Consider the following 17,129-nt stretch of genomic DNA (forward strand, 5'->3'; position numbering starts at 1 on the left):
GGCCACCCACCCAAGGAGCCCGCGTGACCACTCCCGGCATCGCCCTCGACGACCTCCGCCACGACCACGGGCCCGTCCGGGTCGAGCTGCACGGACCGGACGACGCCATCGCGCTGGTCACCCTGCACCGACCCGAGGTCGCCAACGCGCTCGACGACGAGACGATGGCGGTGCTCGCGGACCTGTGGACCCGGGCGGCCGCGTGCCGAGAGCTGCGCTGCATCGTGATCACCGGCGCCGGCAAGGCCTTCTGCTCGGGGGCCGACGCCAGCATGCTGTCCGCCGAGCGCACCGTGCTCGGCGACACCGCGGCGGCCGAGATGAGGTTCGTCGCGGGCACCCGGGTCGGCGTACCGGTGATCACGCTCGTCAACGGCGCCTGCGCCGGCGGCGGCCTGCACTTCGTCGCCGACGCCGACATCTGCATCGCGTCGACAGCCGCCTGGTTCACCGACCCGCACGTCAGCGTCGGCCAGGTCTCCGCTCTCGAGCCGCTGCTGCTCCGGCTGCGGATGCGCTCGGACGCGCTCACCCGACTGGCGCTGCTCGGCCGGGCCGAGCGCCTCGACGCCGAGCGCGCCGAGCAGGTCGGCCTGGTCTCCGAGGTCGTCGCGCCCGCCGACCTCCTCGCCCGCGGCCTCGAGCTCGCCACGGCGATCAGCCAGGCCTCGCCCGAGGCGGTGCGGCTCACCCGTCGCGCGCTGCGCACCTTCGAGGACCGCCTGCTCGAGACCCACCTCGACCTGGGCTGGGAGCTGATCCGGCGCCACCGCGCCCACCCCGACGCGACCGAGGGCCCGCGAGCCTTCCTGGAGCGCCGCAGCCCCCACTGGGCGACCGACTGACGTACGGCAAAGGTTATTTGTACATACTTGTCATAGATTGATAACTGAATGTAACTTGCGAGGGAACCTGCCATGCGCACACCCGCGCCGTGGCCGACGAGAGGACTCTCGATGAGGACACGCACCCTGCCCGGCCTGGTGGCGGCGGCACTCGCGCTCACCGCCACACTGACCGCCTGCGGCGGCGAGGACGCCGAGGACGGGCCGGACTCCGGCCCCGCCTACGCGCCGGAGCAGTCCGCCGCGTGGAAGGAGACGGTCGCGGCCGCCGAGGAGGAGGGCAAGGTCGTCTGGTACACCGTCGCCCCCCAGGCCTCGATCGACGGGCTGCTCGCCGCCTTCGAGAAGGAGTTCCCCGACATCGAGGTCGAGGCGCGCAAGATGGGCCCGGCCGAGATGGATGCCGCCCTCGAGGCCGAGCGCACCAGCCAGACCGCCGGCGCCGACGTGGTCACCTCGGTCAGCTACGCCACCGCCTACGACCGGCAGGCCGACGGCTGGTACGTCGACCTGGAGGGACCGTCCGTCGAGAGCGGCTGGTCCGGCACGGAGTACATCAGCGACGGCCAGATCCTCTCGGCACCGCTGGGCCTGGTGGTCGTCGGCTGGAACACCCAGCTGTTCCCGGAGGGCATCGACTCCTACGAGGACCTCTACAACCCGGATCTCGGCGACGGCGCGATCGGGGTCGTCCGCCCGGACTTCCCCGTCTTCGCGGACTGGTGGTCCTTCGTCGAGGAGCACCACGACCCCGACTTCGTCACCGAGATCGCGGCCCAGGACCCGGCCCTGTTCCCCAACGCGGTCACCACCCAGGAGGCGCTGGTCGCCGGCGAGATCGCGATCGGCACCTTCACCACCGCGACCGACATGGAGACCCTCAAGGAGCAGGGCGCGCCGGTCGACTACTGGGTCCCGGACGCGGCGTGGACGGCCCAGAACCTGTTCTTCATCCCGGAGTCGGCCGAGCACAGCAACGCGGCCCAGGTCTTCGTGGACTTCTTCGCCTCCCCCACCGGCCAGCTCGCCGCGGCCCGCAACGGCTACAGCCCGGTCCCCGAGGTCACCGCGCAGACCCGCGGCGGCTCCTCGGAGATCGTGCTGACCGATGTCGAGCGGATGCGCGACCCCGGGTGGTACCCGGGGTGGCTGCCGGCCTGGAAGAAGGCGTTCGGCGAGTGAGCGCCCTGCTGACCCCGGCGCTCGAGGCGGTCGTGGGCGGCGAGGTGCGCCGGCGCACGAGCTATCCCGTCGGCGCGACCGAGATCCGGCGCTGGGCGGTCGCCGTGTCCTGGCCCGCTGCGCCACCGGCGTACTACCTCGACGCCGATCCGGCCGCCCTGGTCGCGCCCGGCGACTTCAACCCCTTCGCCTGGGCCGCGCCCGAGGACACCCTGGCCGCCCGCGGCCTCAACATCGGCGACCCGGGCTGGATCGAGAAGGTGCTCGACGTCGAGCCGCCCGCGGTCAGCCACCAGCTCAACGGTGCCGTCGAGGACGAGTACCTCGCCCCGGTCCGCCCCGGCGACGTCATCACCAGCCGGACCACGTTGGCCGGCTACAAGGAGCGCACCGGCCGGCTCGGACCGATGCTGATCACGACCCTGGCCGACACCTGGACCAACCAGGCCGGCGCGGTCGTGAAGCGCGCGTCGATGACCCTGATCCGCCACTAGCAAAGGACCCGCATGACGACCTCCACCCCGGCCCCGGGGGCCACCCTCACCCGCACCTGGCCGGCCGAGCTCGGCACCTGGAACCGCTACGCCGCGGTCAACGACGAGTTCTACCCCGTCCACATGGACCACGAGGCGGCCCGTGCGGCCGGCATGCCGGCCGCCTTCGGCATGGGCAACCTCCAGGTCGCCTACTTCAACGCCCTCCTGGACGACTGGATCCGGGAGAGCACCGACGGACGACGGACCGGCCGCGTGGAGCGACTCTCGGTCGGCTTCCGCAGCCCCAGCCTGCCCGGCAGCGTCGTGGCGACCGCGTCGGTCACCGAGGTGTCCGACGACGGGCCGGCCACGACGGTGCGCCTGGACCTGCGCAGCGTCGACGGCGCGGGCACCGAGCTGTGCACGGGGACGGCGGTGATCCGCCTCGACGGCTGACCGCGCCTCCCCGACGACGAAAGGGGGCCACCGGCGACCTCATGGTCTCCGGTGGCCCCTTTGCGTGCCGCGGATTCAGGCTGTCTCAGGCGGCCTCGCCGACCGCGCCCTCCTCGGCGGCGAAGGCGTGCACGGCGTGGTGCGGGACCCCGGCCCAGACCTGCTTACCCGGCTGCAGGTCGAGCATCCAGGTGGTCTCCGGGCTCAGCTCGACCCGCGCATGCAGGCGCACCTCGCCCGTCCGGAGGCCGACGCTGAGCGTCTTGCCGCCGAACTCGACGGTGCTCACGGCCACCGGGAACGCCAGCGTCCCGGGCAGCGCGCCGGGGTCGCCGGCGAAGAGCCGGACGTCGCCCGGGCCGAAGAGCAGCGCGGTGGGCACCTCCCCCACGGTGGCCGGCAGCGTCGGCACCGAGAGCTGGGCCTCGGGGCTGGTCCAGGCGCCGCCGGCGGGGACGAACCGGAGCCGGTTCGCCATGCCGATGAACGCGGCGACGTACTCGCTCGCCGGGGCGCGGAAGATCTCGGCCGGCGCGGCGCACTGCTCGATCCGGCCGTTGCGCATCACCGCCACCCGATCGGCGAGAGCGAAGGCCTCCTCCTGGTCATGGGTGACCAGGACGCCGGTGAACCCGAGGTCCTGGTGGAGCTCGCGGATCTGGCTGCGCACATCGGCACGGAGCTTGGCGTCGAGGTTGCTCAGCGGCTCGTCGAAGAGCACCAGGTCCGGCCGGGAGACCAGGCCGCGGGCCAGGGCGACGCGCTGCTGCTGACCGCCGCTGAGCTGGGCCGGATAGCGGTCGAGCAGGCCCTCGCAGCTCACCATCTCGGCGGCCCGCAGCGCCCAGTCCTCGGCCAGCCCGGCCTTGTTGCGGCGGACCCGGAGCGGGTACTCGATGTTCTTGCGCACCGTCATGTGCGGCCACAGGGCATAGGACTGGAAGACCATGCCGATATTCCGCTTGTGGGTCGGTACGTCGACCCCGCCCGCCTTGTCGAACAGCGGCCGGTCGGGCGCCGCGATCACGCCGCCGTCCGGAGTCTCCAGGCCCGCCAGGCAGCGCAGCGTCGTGGTCTTGCCGCAGCCACTGGACCCCAGCAGGACGAGGATCTCCCCGCGCCTGATGGTGATGTCGAGGCCGTCCACCACGAGGTTCGATCCGTACTTCTTCACCAGTCCGGTGATCTCGAAATCGCCGTCCACAGTCGTCTTCACAGTCGTCTTCACAATCGTCTCCACAGTCGTCAGTGCACGAGGGCCGCGTGCTCGTGCTGGAGGATCCAGCCCATCTGGAGGGCACCGAGGAGCGCGGACTCCTCGAGGTAGTAGCCGTGGCCTCCACCGCCCACGATCACCAGCTTGCTGCCGGGGATGGCCTTCGCGAGCTCGCGGGACATGCCGGGCGTGGTGAGGATGTCCTCGTCGCCGACGGTGATCAGCGTGGGCGCGGTGATCGTCGCGAGCTCCTCGTCGGTCATCCACTGGGTGCGGGCGGCGTTGAGGTGGGCGCGGTACTGCTCGATGTCGATCGAGCCGACCTCGGTGACGCCGGTGGGCATGCCGACGTCCTGGTGGGCGGGGCCCCAGGCGAACAGGCCGACCAGCGGGCGCAGCAGAGTGGCGGCCTGGCCCGACGCGACGACGGCCTCCCGGAAGTCGAGCACGCTGAGCAGCCGGGCGTCGGGGCGCGCGGTGGTCGAATGCAGGGAGACGGTCCGCACGAGGTCGGGGTGGCGCGCGGCGACGCGCATCGCGATGCCACCGCCCATCGAGACGCCGGCGATGTGCAGCGGGCCCTCGCCGATCGCCTCGATCAGCTCGGCCACGTCCTCGGCGAGGGCGTCGAAGGTCAGGTCGTGGTGGGCGGTGCCGGCCGTCCCGACCCCGCGGTTGTCGAAGGTGAGGCAGCGCACCGAGCCCGCCATCACAGCGGTGACCGGCTCCCACGCCCGCTGGTCGGTGCCGAGCCCCTGAATCATCAGGACGGTCGGGCCCTCGCCGCGCGCCCGCACCTCGGTGCTGGTGTGGGTCAGGTCGAAACGCTGGCTCTGCTCGTGCACAGGTACCTCCGGGGACGGCGGTCGACAGGGATCGCACTGGGGTTGATTTTCCAAAGATTGTACACATAGGCTCGTGGCGTACGCCACACCCTCGGGCGGCCGCCCGGAACGATTGGACCCCGTGATGACGCTCGCCACCCCCGCCGAACTCCGGCAGACCAGGACGCCGACCCCGCGCGCCGCCGCCGTCGGCCGCCTGGTCCGCAGGCACGGGACGCCCGTCGGGCTGGCGCTCGTCCTCGGCTACCTGATCCTGTTCCCGCTCGTCCGGCTGCAGATCCTGGCGCTGTCCGACGGCGGCCGCGCCTACCAGGACGCATGGTCCCTCGACGGCCTCGGCAAGACGCTCGGCACCACGGCCGCCCTCGGCCTCGGCTCGCTGGTCATCTCGCTCACCCTGGGTACCACCCTGGCCTGGTTCGCGCTGCGGCTCCCGAGCCGCTGGCGCTGGCTGGGCTCGGTGCCGGTGCTGCCCATCGTGCTGCCGGCCGTGGCCGTCGTCGTGGGCTGGGCCTTCCTGTTCTCGCCCCAGGTCGGCTTCGTCAACGTCTGGCTGCGCAAGCTGCCCTTCCTCGACTCCCTCCCCTTCCTGGACGTCGAGACGCCCAAGGTGGGCCTGCCCAGCGGTCCCTTCGACGTCTACAGCGTGCCGGCCATCATCGTGATCACCGGACTGCAGCTGACCCCGCTCGTCTTCCTGTTCGTGAAGTCCGGCCTGAGCCAGATCAACTTCGAGGCGATCGAGGCGGCGATGGCGTCCGGCGCCCACGAGCTCCGGGCGTTCTTCGGCATCGTCCTGCCGATGCTGCGGCCCTCGCTGATCTACGCCGGCGCATTCGGCATGCTGCTCGGGCTGGGCCAGCTCACCGCACCCCAGTTCCTCGGGTCCCGCGAAGGCATCCGGGTGCTCGCGACCGAGGTCTACCGCTTCGGCGGGGAGTCACCCGCCGACTACGCCCTGGCCGCCGCCGTCGCCTCACCCCTGCTCGTCGCGGGCGTCGTCTTCATCGCCGTCCAGCGCTTCCTGCTGCGCCAGGACTTCCGTTTCTCCACCACAGGCACGAAGGGCGCCAACCGCCCACTGACCACGTCTCGACTCGCGGCGCCGATCATCGGCACGTTCGGCCTGCTCACCCTGGTGCTGCCGCTGCTCGCCCTGTTCCTGGTCGCGTTCAGCCGGTTCTGGAGCGGCGACCTCAAGCTCGACACGATGACCCTCGACAACTTCCGGGCGGTGTTCTCGGAGCCGCGGATCACCTCGGCACTGCAGAACTCGATCGTGATCTCCGTCGTGGCGATGCTGGTCGCACTGCCCCTGGCCTACCTGCTGGCCGACATCCTCTACCGCCGCCGCGGTGCCGGCTGGACCCGCGCAGTCATCGACTTCCTCGTCCAGATGCCCCTCGGCGTGCCCGCGGTGGTGTTCGGCATCGGCCTGCTCTACGTCTACCTCGGCCACCCGTTCACGCTGTACGGCACCCGGTTCCTGATCGTCATCACGTACGTGATCATCGTGCTGCCGTTCTCGCTGCGGATGCTGCTGGCCGCGCGGATCAGCGTGGGGACGGCGTACGAGGACGCCGCCCGCGCCTCGGGCGCCTCGCTGCTGCAGACCCACCTGACGATCATGGTGCCGATGATGCGCGGCGCCATCGCCGGCTCGTGCGTGCTGATGTTCGTGATCCTCACCCACGAGTTCGCCGCGTCGATGTTCGTCCGCTCCACCCAGACCCAGGTGCTCGGCACCCTGCTGCACACCGAGTGGACGCACGGGTCGTACCCGATGGTCGCCGCGGTCAGCATCGTGATGTCCGCGGTGACCGCCGCGGGCCTGCTGCTGGCTCTGGCGATCGGCGGGCGGGGCAACACCCTCGACCGCTTCTGACCCACCCGCCGTCCGGCCGGGGGCCGTCCCGTCACGGGGCGGCCCTCTTTGTATTAAAACTTGCCATTCTTTAAACAGATAGCCTAGATTGAGACGCACGCCACACCCTCGCCTCCGCCCGGACGGCGCGGATCGAGTGAGCTATCCGCAAGGAGAGGAACTATGAGGTCACCCCGTCTGCTGGGACTCGCCAGCTCTGCCCTGACCGTCGCGCTCGTGCTCAGCGCCTGCGGCGACGACGGCTCCGACGAGGCCGCCGACCGGCCCGACTACCGGCCCGAGATCAGCTCCGAGTGGCAGGCCACCCTCGACCAGGCCGACGACGAGGGCAAGGTCACCTGGTACACCGTCGCCCCCCAGGCCTCGGTCGACGCGCTGGTCGAGGCCTTCGAGACCGAGTTCCCCGACATCGAGGTCGAGGCCCGCAAGATGGGCTCCGCCGAGATGGACGCCGCGCTCGAGGCCGAGCGCAGCACCGGCGCCGAGGGCGCCGACGTGGTCACCTCGGTCAACTTCGGCACCGTCTACCAGCGCCAGGCCGACGGTTGGTACGTCGACCTGGAGGGCCCCTCGATCGCGAGCGGCTGGGCAGGCACCGAGTTCCTCGACGACGACCAGATCGTCTCCGCGCCGCTCGGCCTGCTCGTGCTGGGCTGGAACACCCAGCTCTTCCCCGACGGCCTGGAGTCCTACGAGGACCTCACCAACCCCGACCTCGGTGACGGCGCGATCGGCGCCGTGCGCCCCGAGCCGGCGATCCACGCCGACTGGTGGGCGTTCATGGAGGAGAACTACGACCCCGACTTCGCGAGCAAGCTCGCCGACCAGAAGCCGGCCCTCTACCCGAGCGCGTTCGCGCTCCAGGAGGCGCTCGCCGCGGGGGAGGTCGCCGTCGGCACCTTCGTCTCCGCCACGGACATGGAGGACCTCAAGGCCAAGGGCGCGCCGGTCGACTACGTCGTCCCCGAGAAGGCCTGGTCCGCCCAGAACCTCTTCTTCATCCCCGAGTCGGCCACGCACTCCGCGGCGGCGCAGGTCTTCATGGACTTCTTCGCCTCGCCCACCGGCCAGCTGGCGGCCGCGAAGAGCGGCTACAGCCCGGTCGCGGAGGTCTCCGGCGAGACCCTCGGCGGCGGGTCCGAGGTCGTGATGACCGATGTCGACCGGGTCCTCGACGCCGACTGGTACGCCGGCTACCTCGCCGACTGGAAGTCCCTGTTCGGCGAGTGACCCGCTGAGCACCGACAGGACGCGGTCCGGGCCGCCTCCTCGCCAACCGTCCGGGGCCGCGACGCGATCGTCGCGGCCCCGGACGTCGGTCCACACCGAGAGGCACGCACCTGTGACCACCTCCGCCGCCGGCCCCCGGCGCCCGGCCGCTCCCGGACGCGCACTGCGGGCACCGTGGACGTCGTGGACGTCGTGGTGGGCGCAGGCCGCGATCGCCGTGCTCGGGCTGGCGATGCTCGCCGCCCAGACCGCGACGCCGACGCCGCTCTATGCGCGGTACGCCGAGCGGTGGGCGCTCGAGCCGCTGGCGATCAGCGCCGTGTTCGCGGCCTATGTGATCGGCCTGGCCGTGGCGCTGCTGTGCCTCGGCGGCCTGTCCGACCACGTCGGCCGACGGCCGGTCGGGCTGGCGGCGCTGACCGCGGCGCTCGCCGCGATGGCGGTGCTCGCCCTCGCGGGCGGCTTCGCCGCCCTGGTCGCCGGCCGGGTGCTGCAGGGCCTGGCCGCGGGGCTCGGGATGGCGGCCTTCGGGGCCGCGCTCATCGACCACGCGCCCCCGGCCCGCCGGCCGGCGTTCGCCATGGCCAACAGCGCGCTGCTGCCGATCGCCACCGGCCTCGGCGCGGTGGTCTCCGCGCTGGTGCTGGTGGGCTCGCGGAGCGTGGCGGCGTCGTACGTCGTGCAGGGTGCCGGCATCGCCGTCGCCCTGGCCGCGACCCTCGCCCTGCGCGAGTGCCATCCCCGCCGCCCCGGCGCCCTGCGCTCCCTGCGCCCGGGGCTGGTGCTGCCGGCCGCGATCCGCCACACCTTCGTCCGGGCGGGCGCGGGCGTGGCCGCGTCGTGGTCGCTCGTGGGGCTCTACCTCGGGCTCGGTCCGCTGGTCACCACGACCGTCTTCGGGATCGACACACCACTCGCCGGCGCGCTCGCGGTCGCCTCCGCCTCCGGGACGGGTGGCGTCGCCAGCGTCCTCACGGTGCGCCTCGCGGCCCGACGGGCGATGACCCTGGGCTGCGGCCTCCTCCTCGTGGCGTCCGCGCTGGTGGTCGTCGCGGTCACCTCCCGGGACGTGACGCTCTACTTCACCGCGAGCACCATCGGCGGCTTCGGCTTCGGCTGCGCCTTCCAGGCCGGCCTGCGCACCGTCGTGGCGGCTGCGCCCGGCGAGCACCGCGCGGGTGTGCTGGCCGCCCTCTACCTCGTCAGCTACGTCGCGTTCGGTGTCCCGTCGCTGGCCGCGAGCGTGTTCGCGCCGCTGGTCGGGCTGGAGAGCGCGGTCGTGATCTACGCCGGGCTGATCGCCGCACTGACCGCCGGCAGCCTGGTGCTCGGCGCCCGCCGCTGATCGCGAGCCGGGCCTCAGCCCGCGGCGGCGCGGGCCCGGACGACGCGCGAGACGCTCGGACGTCCGAGGTGGCCCTCGAGCCACCGGCTCGTGGCGATCAGGGCGTCGAGGTCGACGCCGGTCGCGATCCCGAGACCGTCGAGCATCCAGACCAGGTCCTCGGTCGCCAGGTTGCCGGTCGCGCCGCGCGCGAACGGACAGCCGCCGAGACCGCCGGCCGAGGCGTCGAGTGTCGTGATGCCGGCCTCCAGAGCGGCGTACGCGTTGGCGAGGCCCTGGCCGTACGTGTCGTGGAGGTGCAGGGCCAGCCGGTCGACCGGGAGGCCCGCGTCGACGAAGGCCCCGACGAGCTCGTGGACGTGCCCCGGGGTCGCGACGCCGATGGTGTCGCCGATCGACAGCTCGTCGGCGCCCAGGTCGAAGAGCCGGTTCCCGACAGCGACGACCTTCTCGACCGGCACCCGGCCCTCCCAGGGGTCGCCGAAGCACATCGACACGTACGCGCGCACCCGCAGCCCCGCCTCCCGCGCCCGGGCCACGGTCGGCGCGAACATCGCGAACTGCTCCTCGAGCCCGCGGTTCAGGTTGCGCCGGGCGAAGGTGTCGGTGGCACTGCCGAAGATCGCGATGTGCTCGACGCCGAGAGCGACCGCCCGCTCCAGCCCGCGCAGGTTCGGGACCAGGACCGGCAGGTCGACCTCGCCCAGCTGCCGCGACGCCAGCGCGGTCAGCACCTGCTCGGCGTCGGCGAGCTGGGGGATCCGGTCCGGCCGGACGAGGGACGTGGCCTCGATCGTGCGCAGGCCGGCGCCCGCCAGCCTCTCGACGAACGCCACCTTGACCTCGGCCGGGAGCACCGCGGACTCGTTCTGGAGGCCGTCACGCGGGCCGACCTCGAAGATCCGCACCTCGCTCGGCAGGCCGGGACGGACGGAGACGGCGGGCAGGTCGGGCACGGCAGCACCTCTCGGGGATCAGTAGGAGCGCGGCAGGCGCAGGACGTGCTCGGCGATGAAGTTCAGGACCATCTGCTGCGGCACCGGCGCGCTCTTCATCAGCCGGGACTCGACCCAGTAGCGGCCCACGTCGTACTCGGTGGCGTAGGCGTAGCCGCCGAGCGTCTGCATCGCGGTGTCGGCAGCGAAGAAGGCGGCGTCGGAGGCGAGGAACTTCGCGGCGTTGGCCTGCTCGCCGCAGGACAGCCCCCGGTCGAAGCGCCAGGCCGCCTCCCGGACGACCAGCTCGGCGGCCCGCAGCCGCATGTGGGCCTCGGCCAACGGGAAGGAGATGCCCTGGTTCTGGCCGATCGGCCGGCCGAACACGGTCCGCTCGCGGGCGTACTCACAGGCCCGCGCCAGCGCGACCCGGCCGATCCCGATCGCCTCGGAGGCGACCAGGATCCGCTCGGGGTTCAGCCCGTCGAGCAGGTAGGAGAAGCCGCGGCCCTCGTCGCCGACCCGGTCGGCGACATCGACCAGGAGGTCGTCGTACCTGGTCTCGCAGGATCCGACCGCGTTGCGGCCGATCTTCGGGATCTCCGCGATCTGGACCTGTGGGACCTTCAGGTCCGCGAGCAGCAGGGTCATCCCGTCGGTACGACGGGCGACCTGGTCCAGCGGCGTGGTCCGGACCAGGAGCAGCACCTTGTCGGAGACATGCGCCTTGGTGGTCCACACCTTCTGGCCGTTGACGACATAGCGCTCGCCGTCGCGGACCGCGCGGGTGGTGATCGACGGGGTGTCGGTGCCGGCGTCCGGCTCGGTGATCCCGAAGGCGACGTGCAGCCGCCCGGCCGCGACCTCGGGCAGATAGCGGCGGCGCAGCTCCTCGCTGCCGTGCTTGACGACCGGCGACATGCCGAAGATGGAGGTGTGCAGCGCGCTCGCGCCGTTCATCGCCGCGCCGGACGCGGCCACCTCCTCGAGCACGAGGGACGCCTCGAGCAGGCCACCACCGCCACCGCCGTACTCCTCCGGGATCGCGACGCCGATCCAGCCGGCCGCCGCCATCGCGTCGTAGAACTCCCAGGGGAAGGCGTGCCGGGCGTCGTGGTCGCGCCAGTAGTCGAGCGCGAACCCGGAGCACACCCCGCGCACCGCCTCACGCAGGTCCCGATGGTCCTGCGGCTCCTCGAAGTCCACGGCTCCTCCTCTTCGCACTTGTTCAATTTCATAGTATACATACATTATGCTGATAACCAGGCGTCTGACGGCAGCAGCGGCGCTGCGCGAGGTGGCGCCCGACGCCGTCGTGCTGCCCGGCAACGCCTGCGGGACGCCGGTGACGCTGCTGGCCGAGCTGGTCCGGTCCAGCGCCGAGACGCCCGGCCGCCACCTGGTCTCGGGCCTCCTCGTCGACCCGCCGGCCTTCGGACCCGCGCTGCGGCGCGGCGACCTGCGCCTGACCAGCTGGCACATCGCGGGCGAGCAGCGCCGCCTGCTCGCCGACGGCCTGGTCTCCTATCTCCCCGGGCGACTGCTGGACCTCCCGGTCACCGTGCTGCCCCGCGTCGACGTCGTGCTCCTGCGCACCACGCCCCCGGACCGGCACGGCTACGTCAACGCGGGCCCGTCCACGACCTACCTCGACAGCGCCCTGGAGAGCGGCGCCACGGTCATCGCGGAGATCAGCGACGCCGTGCCCCCGACGCACGGGATGTCGCGGATCCCGCTCGACCGGCTCTCGGCCCTGGTCGAGTCGGACGCCGACCAGCCGTCGTACGCGCCGGCTCCGGTGGACCCCGTCGCCGACCGGATCGCCGACCGGATCGTGGAGCTGCTTCCTCGCGGAGCCACCGTCCAGCTCGGGATCGGCGCGGTCCCCGAGGCGGTGGCCCGCACCCTCGCCGAGCACGTCGCGGAGCTGGATCTCGGCCTGCTGGGCCTGGTCAGCGAGCCGATGACGCAGCTCGTGGAGGCGATCGCGCGGCGGCGTGCACCGGTCGAGGCGCTCGAGCTGATGGGCACCGCGGCGTTCATGGACTGGGCCCGGCTCAACCCCGCGCTGGAGATGCGCACCTCCCGCCACCTGCACCACCCGGTCGCGCTCGCCCGGATCCCGCAGCTGGTGTCCATCAACTCGGCGGTCGCCGTTGACCTGCGCGGTCAGGTCGTGGCGGAGTCGGTGCGGGGCCGGGTGATCGCAGGCGTCGGCGGCAGCAACGACTTCGCGGAAGGCGCCCACCTCTCCCCCGGCGGCCTGCGGGTCATCGCGCTGCGGTCGACGACGAAGGACGGCGCCCCCACCCTGGTCGCCGCCCACGACCCGGCCGACTCCGTCAGCATCGCCCACCACAGCGTCGACGTCGTCGTCACGGAGCACGGCGTCGCCTGGCTGCGCGGCCGGACCGTGGAGGAGCGCCGCGAAGCGCTCGCCGCGATCGCGGCGCCCGAGCACCGCGATCACCTCTCCGCCGCGGATCCGGTCGCGGCCCGAACCGAAGGAGCACCACGATGAGCACGCCCCGCATGCCCCGCACGCCGCGGCCGACCCGAGCGCTGGGCCGGTGGTTCGAGGATCTTCCCGTCGGCACCCGCGTCGAGCACGCGCTGACCCGCACCGTCAGCGAGGCCGACAACCTGCTGTTCAGCACGATGACGCTCAACCCCCAGCCGCTGCACGTCGACGCGCACTTCGCGGCCGAGACCGAGTTCGGGCGACCGCTGGTCAACTCCCTGTTCACCCTCGGCACCGTCGTCGGGATCACCGTGCTCGAGCTGACCCACGGCACGACCGTCGCCAACCTGGGCTTCGACCGGATCACCTTCCCCCACCCGGTGTTCCACGGCGACACCCTGCACGCCGTCAGCGAAGTGACGGCCGCACGGGCGTCGACCTCACGCCCCGACGCCGGGGTGGTGCACGTGCGCCACGACGGCTTCAACCAGGACGGGGTGCTGGTCTGCTCGGCAGCGCGGGCCGCCCTGATGCGGCGCCGGCCCACCGGCCAGGACGCGTGATGACCACGGCGACCGGCGGCCCCCTGCGCGGGGTGACCATCCTCGACACGACCAACATGCTGATGGGTCCCTACGCCACCCTGGTGCTGGCGCAGTTCGGCGCACGGGTGGTCAAGGTCGAGCCCCTCGACGGCGACATCGCGCGCCGGATCAACGACGTCACCGGGCAGCAGGCCGGCCCGATCCACCTCAACGCCAACCGGGGCAAGGAGTCGGTGGCCCTGGACCTGCGCGACGCCGCCGACCGGGCACTGTTCGACCGGATGGTCGCCACGGCCGACGTGGTCGCGCACAACCGGCCACCGGGCTCCGACGTCCGCCTCGGCCTGGACTACGCGACCCTGTCGGCGACGAACCCGCGGATCATCGTGTGCGGCATGCACGGCTACGGCTCCACCGGGCCCTACGGGCCGCTGCCGGCGTACGACGACGCGATGCAGGCGATCAGCGGGCTCGCCGCCGCCCAGTCCTGGGGCTCCGAGCCGCAGTACGTGCGCTCACCGGTGACCGACAAGATCACCGCCCTGATGGCCGCGAGCGCCATCGCGGCCGCGCTCTACGAGCGCCGGGAGTCCGGCGTGGGGCAGTACGTCGAGGTGCCGATGCTCGAGACCATCGTGCAGTTCCTGATGATCGAGCAGCAGTGCGGCTATGTCTTCGACCCGCCGCGGGGTCCGATCGGCTACCCGCGCTCGCTGTCGCCGTACCGCCGCCCGATGCGCACCGCCGACGGGCTGATCGGCCTGCTGCCGAGCACCGACGCCCAGTGGCACGGCGTCTTCGACGTCCTCGACGCCGGTGAGCTGGCCACCGACCCGCGCTTCGCGACCGTCGAGGCGCGCAGCGAGCACATCGACGAGCTCTACGCGTGGCTCGCCGCCGAGCTAGCGATCCGCGCGACGGATGCACTGCTGGCGGGCTTCCTGGAGCGCCGGGTGCCGGCCATGCGGGTGAACTCGATGGAGGACCTGTTCACGGATCCGCACCTCACCGCGACCGGCTACTTCCAGGCGACCGAGCATCCCGACCTCGGCCGGCTGCGGCACGCGGCGCCGCCGGTGCGGTTCTCGCGCAGCGGCACGGTCGCCGGCGGTCCCGCGCCGCGGCTCGACCAGGATCGGGACCGGGTCGAGGCCGGGCTCCCCGTGCCACCCGGCTGATCCAGCCGAGCCGGCCGGGCTCGCCGCGAACGGCGGGAGGGGCGGACCCGGCCGGGTCCGCCCCTCTCGTCGCCCGCCGGGCGTCAGCCCTGGGGTGTGGCTTCTTGTCCGGCGCGCCTAGGCCAGTCGCGGAGCGACCTCGTGGGCGAGCAGCTCCATGCTGTGACTCCACGGCTTCGGGTCCTCGGAGAAGTCGTGGCCGAAGAGCAGCGAGACGCCCCAGCCGCCGGAGGCGTCGATGAGCTCCTGGAGCCGCTCGGTCACGGTCTCGACGCTGCCGACGACCATCGACCTGCGCACGATGTCGGCGAAGTCCATCTGCCGACTCCAGACCGGCTCGGTGCCGGCGCGGGCGGCCCGCGCCTCCTCGTTGGGGATCAGGTGCTCGCGCCAGGCGTGGGCGATCGGACCGTTGGTCACGATGTCCACCGCCTCCTTGTCGGTGTCGGCCACGAAGATGTCCAGCGTGACGTGGTGGACACCGCGGTCGGTGGGCCGCTGCCGGCCGGCGGCCTCGGCGGCGTCGCAGTAGGTCTGCCAGTGGTTGGCGATCAGGGCCGGAGTGGCGCCGAAGCTCATCGGCATCGCGCCCCGCTCGCCGGCCACGACGATCGACGTGGAGTTCGGGCTGGCCCCCGCCAGCGCGATGGGCATCGAGCCGCCGTACGGGCGCATGTCACGCACGGGCAGGACGCCGTTCATCTCGGGCAGGACCGAGCGCCAGTACCGGCCGTCGTGCTCGTAGGGCTCTCCGCTCCACACCTTGTCCATCAGGTCCAGGCCCTCGATGGTCATCGCCAGGTTCTCGTCGCGGGTGCGGAAGCCGTGGAAGGAGGCGTCGCCGGGGTTGACGCCGGTCGCGATGCCGAGGATGTAGCGGCCACCGGTGATGTGACTCATCCACGCGGTCTGCGAGGCCAGCGCCGCGGGGTGGTAGTAGGGCAGGATGTGCGCGCCCGGCGCGAGGATGATCCGCTCGGTCTCGCGGGCCGCAGCCGCGATCACCAGCTCGGGGTTCGGGATCGGCTCCCAGCCGATGGTGAAGTGCTGGCCGACCCAGAACTCGTCGAGCCCGGCCTGCTCGGCCGCGACGGCCTGGTCGACCGCCCAGGCGAAGCCGGCGTGCGGCGATCGCTCGGGCCGCGTGAACGGGGTCTGGAAAAGGCCGAACTTCATCGCAGGTCCTCCAACGACGGCGGGCGGAGCCGGGACGGTCCCGGCCCTCGTGACACTTACTTTACATACATTGATAAGTTAGGCAAGGTGTCCGCACCGGACCGCTTGCGCTCCCTCGATATGTGTATAAAGATTACAGCATCATCGCCCGACGACGACAGGAGGGGTCGTGCCCGCTTCACCCGAGCTGGAGGACCTCCGGCACCGCGTGCGCACCTGGTGCGCCGCGAACGTGCCACGGGACTGGAGGACCACGACCGCCGGGGCGGACCCCGCCGCCGACGTCGCCTTCCAGCGGGCCTGGCTCACGACCCTCGCGGCCGGCGGCTGGGCGGTGCCCCACTGGCCCGCGGCGTACGGCGGTGGCCGCTCCCTCCCCGAGCAGGCGGTCATCTACGAGGAGCTCGCCCGCGCCGACGCCCCGCGGCTCTCGCTGCACTTCGTCTCGCTGCACCACGCCGCGGCGACGCTGATCCATGCCGGCACGCCCGCGCAGCGCGAGCGCCACCTGCCCGCGATCCTCGACGGGGAGCTGTGGTGCCAGGGCTTCTCCGAGCCCAACGCCGGCTCGGACCTCGCCGCCCTCCAGGCGGTCGGCCGACCGGAGGGCGACCACTTCGTCGTCAACGGCCAGAAGACCTGGTCCAGCGCGGCCGCCCAGGCGCGCTGGTGCCTGCTGCTGGTCCGCACGGCGCCCGAGGCGCCCAAGCGCAAGGGCATCTCCTACCTGCTGCTGGACCTGCGCTCGGACGGCGTGGAGATCCGGCCGATCCGCAACGCGCGGGGCGACGCGCACTTCTGCGAGATCTTCCTGACCGATGTCCGGATCCCTCGCACCAACCTGATCGGCGCCGAGAACGACGGCTGGCGGGTCGCGCAGGCCACCTTGAACACCGAGCGCGGCGCGACCATGGTCGAGCTCGTCGAGCGGCTGCGCACCGGACTCGGCTGGCTGACCGACCAGCTCCGCGCGGCCGGCCTCCTCGACGACCCGGACTCCCACGCCGCGGTCCGCGTCACCCGCTTCGCCGCCGAGCTGCGCGCCCTGCGCGAGCTGGTCCTGCGCAGCCTCTCGCCGACCATCACCGACGCCCAGGCCGGGATCCTGGCCTCGATGACCAAGCTCGCCTACAGCGAGCTGCTGCAGGACCTGACCGGTTTCGCGACCGACGTGAGCCCGCTCGCCGTCCACCTCGACAGCCCGCTCAGCGCCCACAGCGGCTGGGAGTCCGGGGCCTGGCTGCTCGACTTCATCGGCTCCTGGGAATGGACCATCCCCGGCGGCACGAGCGAGATCCAGCGCACCATCATCGCCGAGCGCGGACTCGGCCTGCCCCGCGAAGGAGCGTCCTGA

The 17,129-nt window shown here is 72.4% G+C and carries 16 protein-coding genes; 11 read left to right on the top strand and 5 right to left on the bottom strand.

What is annotated here, in order from left to right:
• Positions 1 to 23: 23 nt before the first annotated feature.
• The 4 genes from KVF89_RS21140 to KVF89_RS21155 all read left to right on the top strand — a co-directional run bounded on the left by KVF89_RS21140 (position 24) and on the right by KVF89_RS21155 (position 2,959).
• On the top strand, positions 24 to 845 hold the full coding sequence (locus KVF89_RS21140) for an enoyl-CoA hydratase/isomerase family protein (protein ID WP_257428381.1): 822 nt from the start codon (positions 24 to 26) through the stop codon (positions 843 to 845).
• A gap of 111 nt (positions 846 to 956) precedes the next feature.
• Positions 957 to 2,027 (top strand): ABC transporter substrate-binding protein, encoded by a 1,071-nt coding sequence (locus KVF89_RS21145; protein ID WP_257428383.1) that lies wholly within the window; start codon positions 957 to 959, stop codon positions 2,025 to 2,027.
• Positions 2,024 to 2,521: an FAS1-like dehydratase domain-containing protein gene (locus KVF89_RS21150; protein ID WP_257428384.1), complete on the top strand. Its 498-nt coding sequence runs from the start codon at positions 2,024 to 2,026 to the stop codon at positions 2,519 to 2,521. The genes KVF89_RS21145 and KVF89_RS21150 overlap by 4 nt, the downstream gene beginning before the upstream one ends.
• Before the next feature lie 12 nt (positions 2,522 to 2,533).
• Entirely contained in the window at positions 2,534 to 2,959 is a 426-nt protein-coding gene (locus KVF89_RS21155) for a MaoC/PaaZ C-terminal domain-containing protein (RefSeq protein WP_257428388.1), read from the top strand.
• Between the two features lie 85 nt (positions 2,960 to 3,044).
• On the opposite strand, the gene KVF89_RS21160 is transcribed toward KVF89_RS21155, so the two are convergent.
• Positions 3,045 to 4,175, bottom strand: coding sequence for an ABC transporter ATP-binding protein (locus KVF89_RS21160; protein WP_257428389.1), 1,131 nt, complete (start codon positions 4,173 to 4,175; stop codon positions 3,045 to 3,047).
• A gap of 29 nt (positions 4,176 to 4,204) precedes the next feature.
• Positions 4,205 to 5,020 carry an alpha/beta fold hydrolase gene (locus KVF89_RS21165; protein ID WP_257428391.1) on the bottom strand — a complete coding sequence of 272 codons (816 nt, stop codon included), beginning with the start codon at positions 5,018 to 5,020 and terminating at the stop codon, positions 4,205 to 4,207.
• A 124-nt stretch (positions 5,021 to 5,144) separates the two neighbouring features.
• Between KVF89_RS21165 and KVF89_RS21170 the strand changes: the two genes are divergently transcribed.
• From KVF89_RS21170 to KVF89_RS21180, 3 genes are all read left to right on the top strand, one after another.
• Positions 5,145 to 6,905, top strand: coding sequence for an ABC transporter permease (locus KVF89_RS21170; RefSeq protein ID WP_257428392.1), 1,761 nt, complete (start codon positions 5,145 to 5,147; stop codon positions 6,903 to 6,905).
• Between the two features lie 162 nt (positions 6,906 to 7,067).
• The gene (locus tag KVF89_RS21175; protein ID WP_257428394.1) at positions 7,068 to 8,135 is read left to right on the top strand and encodes an extracellular solute-binding protein; all 1,068 of its coding nucleotides are present in this window, start codon (positions 7,068 to 7,070) and stop codon (positions 8,133 to 8,135) included.
• A gap of 112 nt (positions 8,136 to 8,247) precedes the next feature.
• Complete coding sequence (locus KVF89_RS21180) at positions 8,248 to 9,480, top strand: MFS transporter (protein ID WP_257428396.1); 1,233 nt, start codon at positions 8,248 to 8,250, stop codon at positions 9,478 to 9,480.
• A 14-nt stretch (positions 9,481 to 9,494) separates the two neighbouring features.
• Here KVF89_RS21180 and KVF89_RS21185 read toward each other — a convergent pair whose 3' ends face one another.
• A complete protein-coding gene (locus KVF89_RS21185; protein WP_257428397.1) occupies positions 9,495 to 10,436 on the bottom strand; it encodes a hydroxymethylglutaryl-CoA lyase in 942 nt (313 codons plus the stop codon).
• 18 nt (positions 10,437 to 10,454) lie between these two features.
• On the bottom strand, positions 10,455 to 11,621 hold the full coding sequence (locus tag KVF89_RS21190) for an acyl-CoA dehydrogenase family protein (protein ID WP_257428399.1): 1,167 nt from the start codon (positions 11,619 to 11,621) through the stop codon (positions 10,455 to 10,457).
• Positions 11,622 to 11,667: 46 nt separating this feature from the next.
• Between KVF89_RS21190 and KVF89_RS21195 the strand changes: the two genes are divergently transcribed.
• From KVF89_RS21195 to KVF89_RS21205, 3 genes are read left to right on the top strand one after another with little or no spacing between them, the layout of a single operon-like run.
• Complete coding sequence (locus tag KVF89_RS21195; protein WP_257428401.1) at positions 11,668 to 12,936, top strand: acetyl-CoA hydrolase/transferase family protein; 1,269 nt, start codon at positions 11,668 to 11,670, stop codon at positions 12,934 to 12,936.
• Positions 12,933 to 13,439: a MaoC family dehydratase gene (locus KVF89_RS21200; RefSeq protein ID WP_257428402.1), complete on the top strand. Its 507-nt coding sequence runs from the start codon at positions 12,933 to 12,935 to the stop codon at positions 13,437 to 13,439. Before KVF89_RS21195 ends, KVF89_RS21200 begins: the two co-directional genes overlap by 4 nt.
• Entirely contained in the window at positions 13,439 to 14,599 is a 1,161-nt protein-coding gene (locus tag KVF89_RS21205; protein ID WP_257428403.1) for a CaiB/BaiF CoA transferase family protein, read from the top strand. Before KVF89_RS21200 ends, KVF89_RS21205 begins: the two co-directional genes overlap by 1 nt.
• Before the next feature lie 117 nt (positions 14,600 to 14,716).
• Here the strand turns inward: KVF89_RS21205 and KVF89_RS21210 are convergent, their stop codons facing one another.
• Entirely contained in the window at positions 14,717 to 15,775 is a 1,059-nt protein-coding gene (locus tag KVF89_RS21210; protein WP_257428404.1) for an LLM class flavin-dependent oxidoreductase, read from the bottom strand.
• Between the two features lie 169 nt (positions 15,776 to 15,944).
• On the opposite strand from KVF89_RS21210, the gene KVF89_RS21215 reads away from it, so the two are divergent.
• On the top strand, positions 15,945 to 17,129 hold the full coding sequence (locus KVF89_RS21215; protein WP_257428407.1) for an acyl-CoA dehydrogenase family protein: 1,185 nt from the start codon (positions 15,945 to 15,947) through the stop codon (positions 17,127 to 17,129).

This window comes from Nocardioides carbamazepini, from assembly GCF_024614185.1.
GTDB classification, from domain to species: domain Bacteria; phylum Actinomycetota; class Actinomycetes; order Propionibacteriales; family Nocardioidaceae; genus Nocardioides; species Nocardioides carbamazepini.

Coding starts and splice junctions, on each gene's coding strand:
- KVF89_RS21145 (WP_257428383.1), top strand. CDS start 957: ATGAGGACACGCACCCTGCCCGGCCTGGTGGCGGCGGCACTCGCGCTC.
- KVF89_RS21155 (WP_257428388.1), top strand. CDS start 2,534: ATGACGACCTCCACCCCGGCCCCGGGGGCCACCCTCACCCGCACCTGG.
- KVF89_RS21170 (WP_257428392.1), top strand. CDS start 5,145: ATGACGCTCGCCACCCCCGCCGAACTCCGGCAGACCAGGACGCCGACC.
- KVF89_RS21175 (WP_257428394.1), top strand. CDS start 7,068: ATGAGGTCACCCCGTCTGCTGGGACTCGCCAGCTCTGCCCTGACCGTC.
- KVF89_RS21195 (WP_257428401.1), top strand. CDS start 11,668: ATGCTGATAACCAGGCGTCTGACGGCAGCAGCGGCGCTGCGCGAGGTG.
- KVF89_RS21200 (WP_257428402.1), top strand. CDS start 12,933: ATGAGCACGCCCCGCATGCCCCGCACGCCGCGGCCGACCCGAGCGCTG.
- KVF89_RS21205 (WP_257428403.1), top strand. CDS start 13,439: ATGACCACGGCGACCGGCGGCCCCCTGCGCGGGGTGACCATCCTCGAC.
- KVF89_RS21210 (WP_257428404.1), bottom strand. CDS start 15,775: ATGAAGTTCGGCCTTTTCCAGACCCCGTTCACGCGGCCCGAGCGATCG.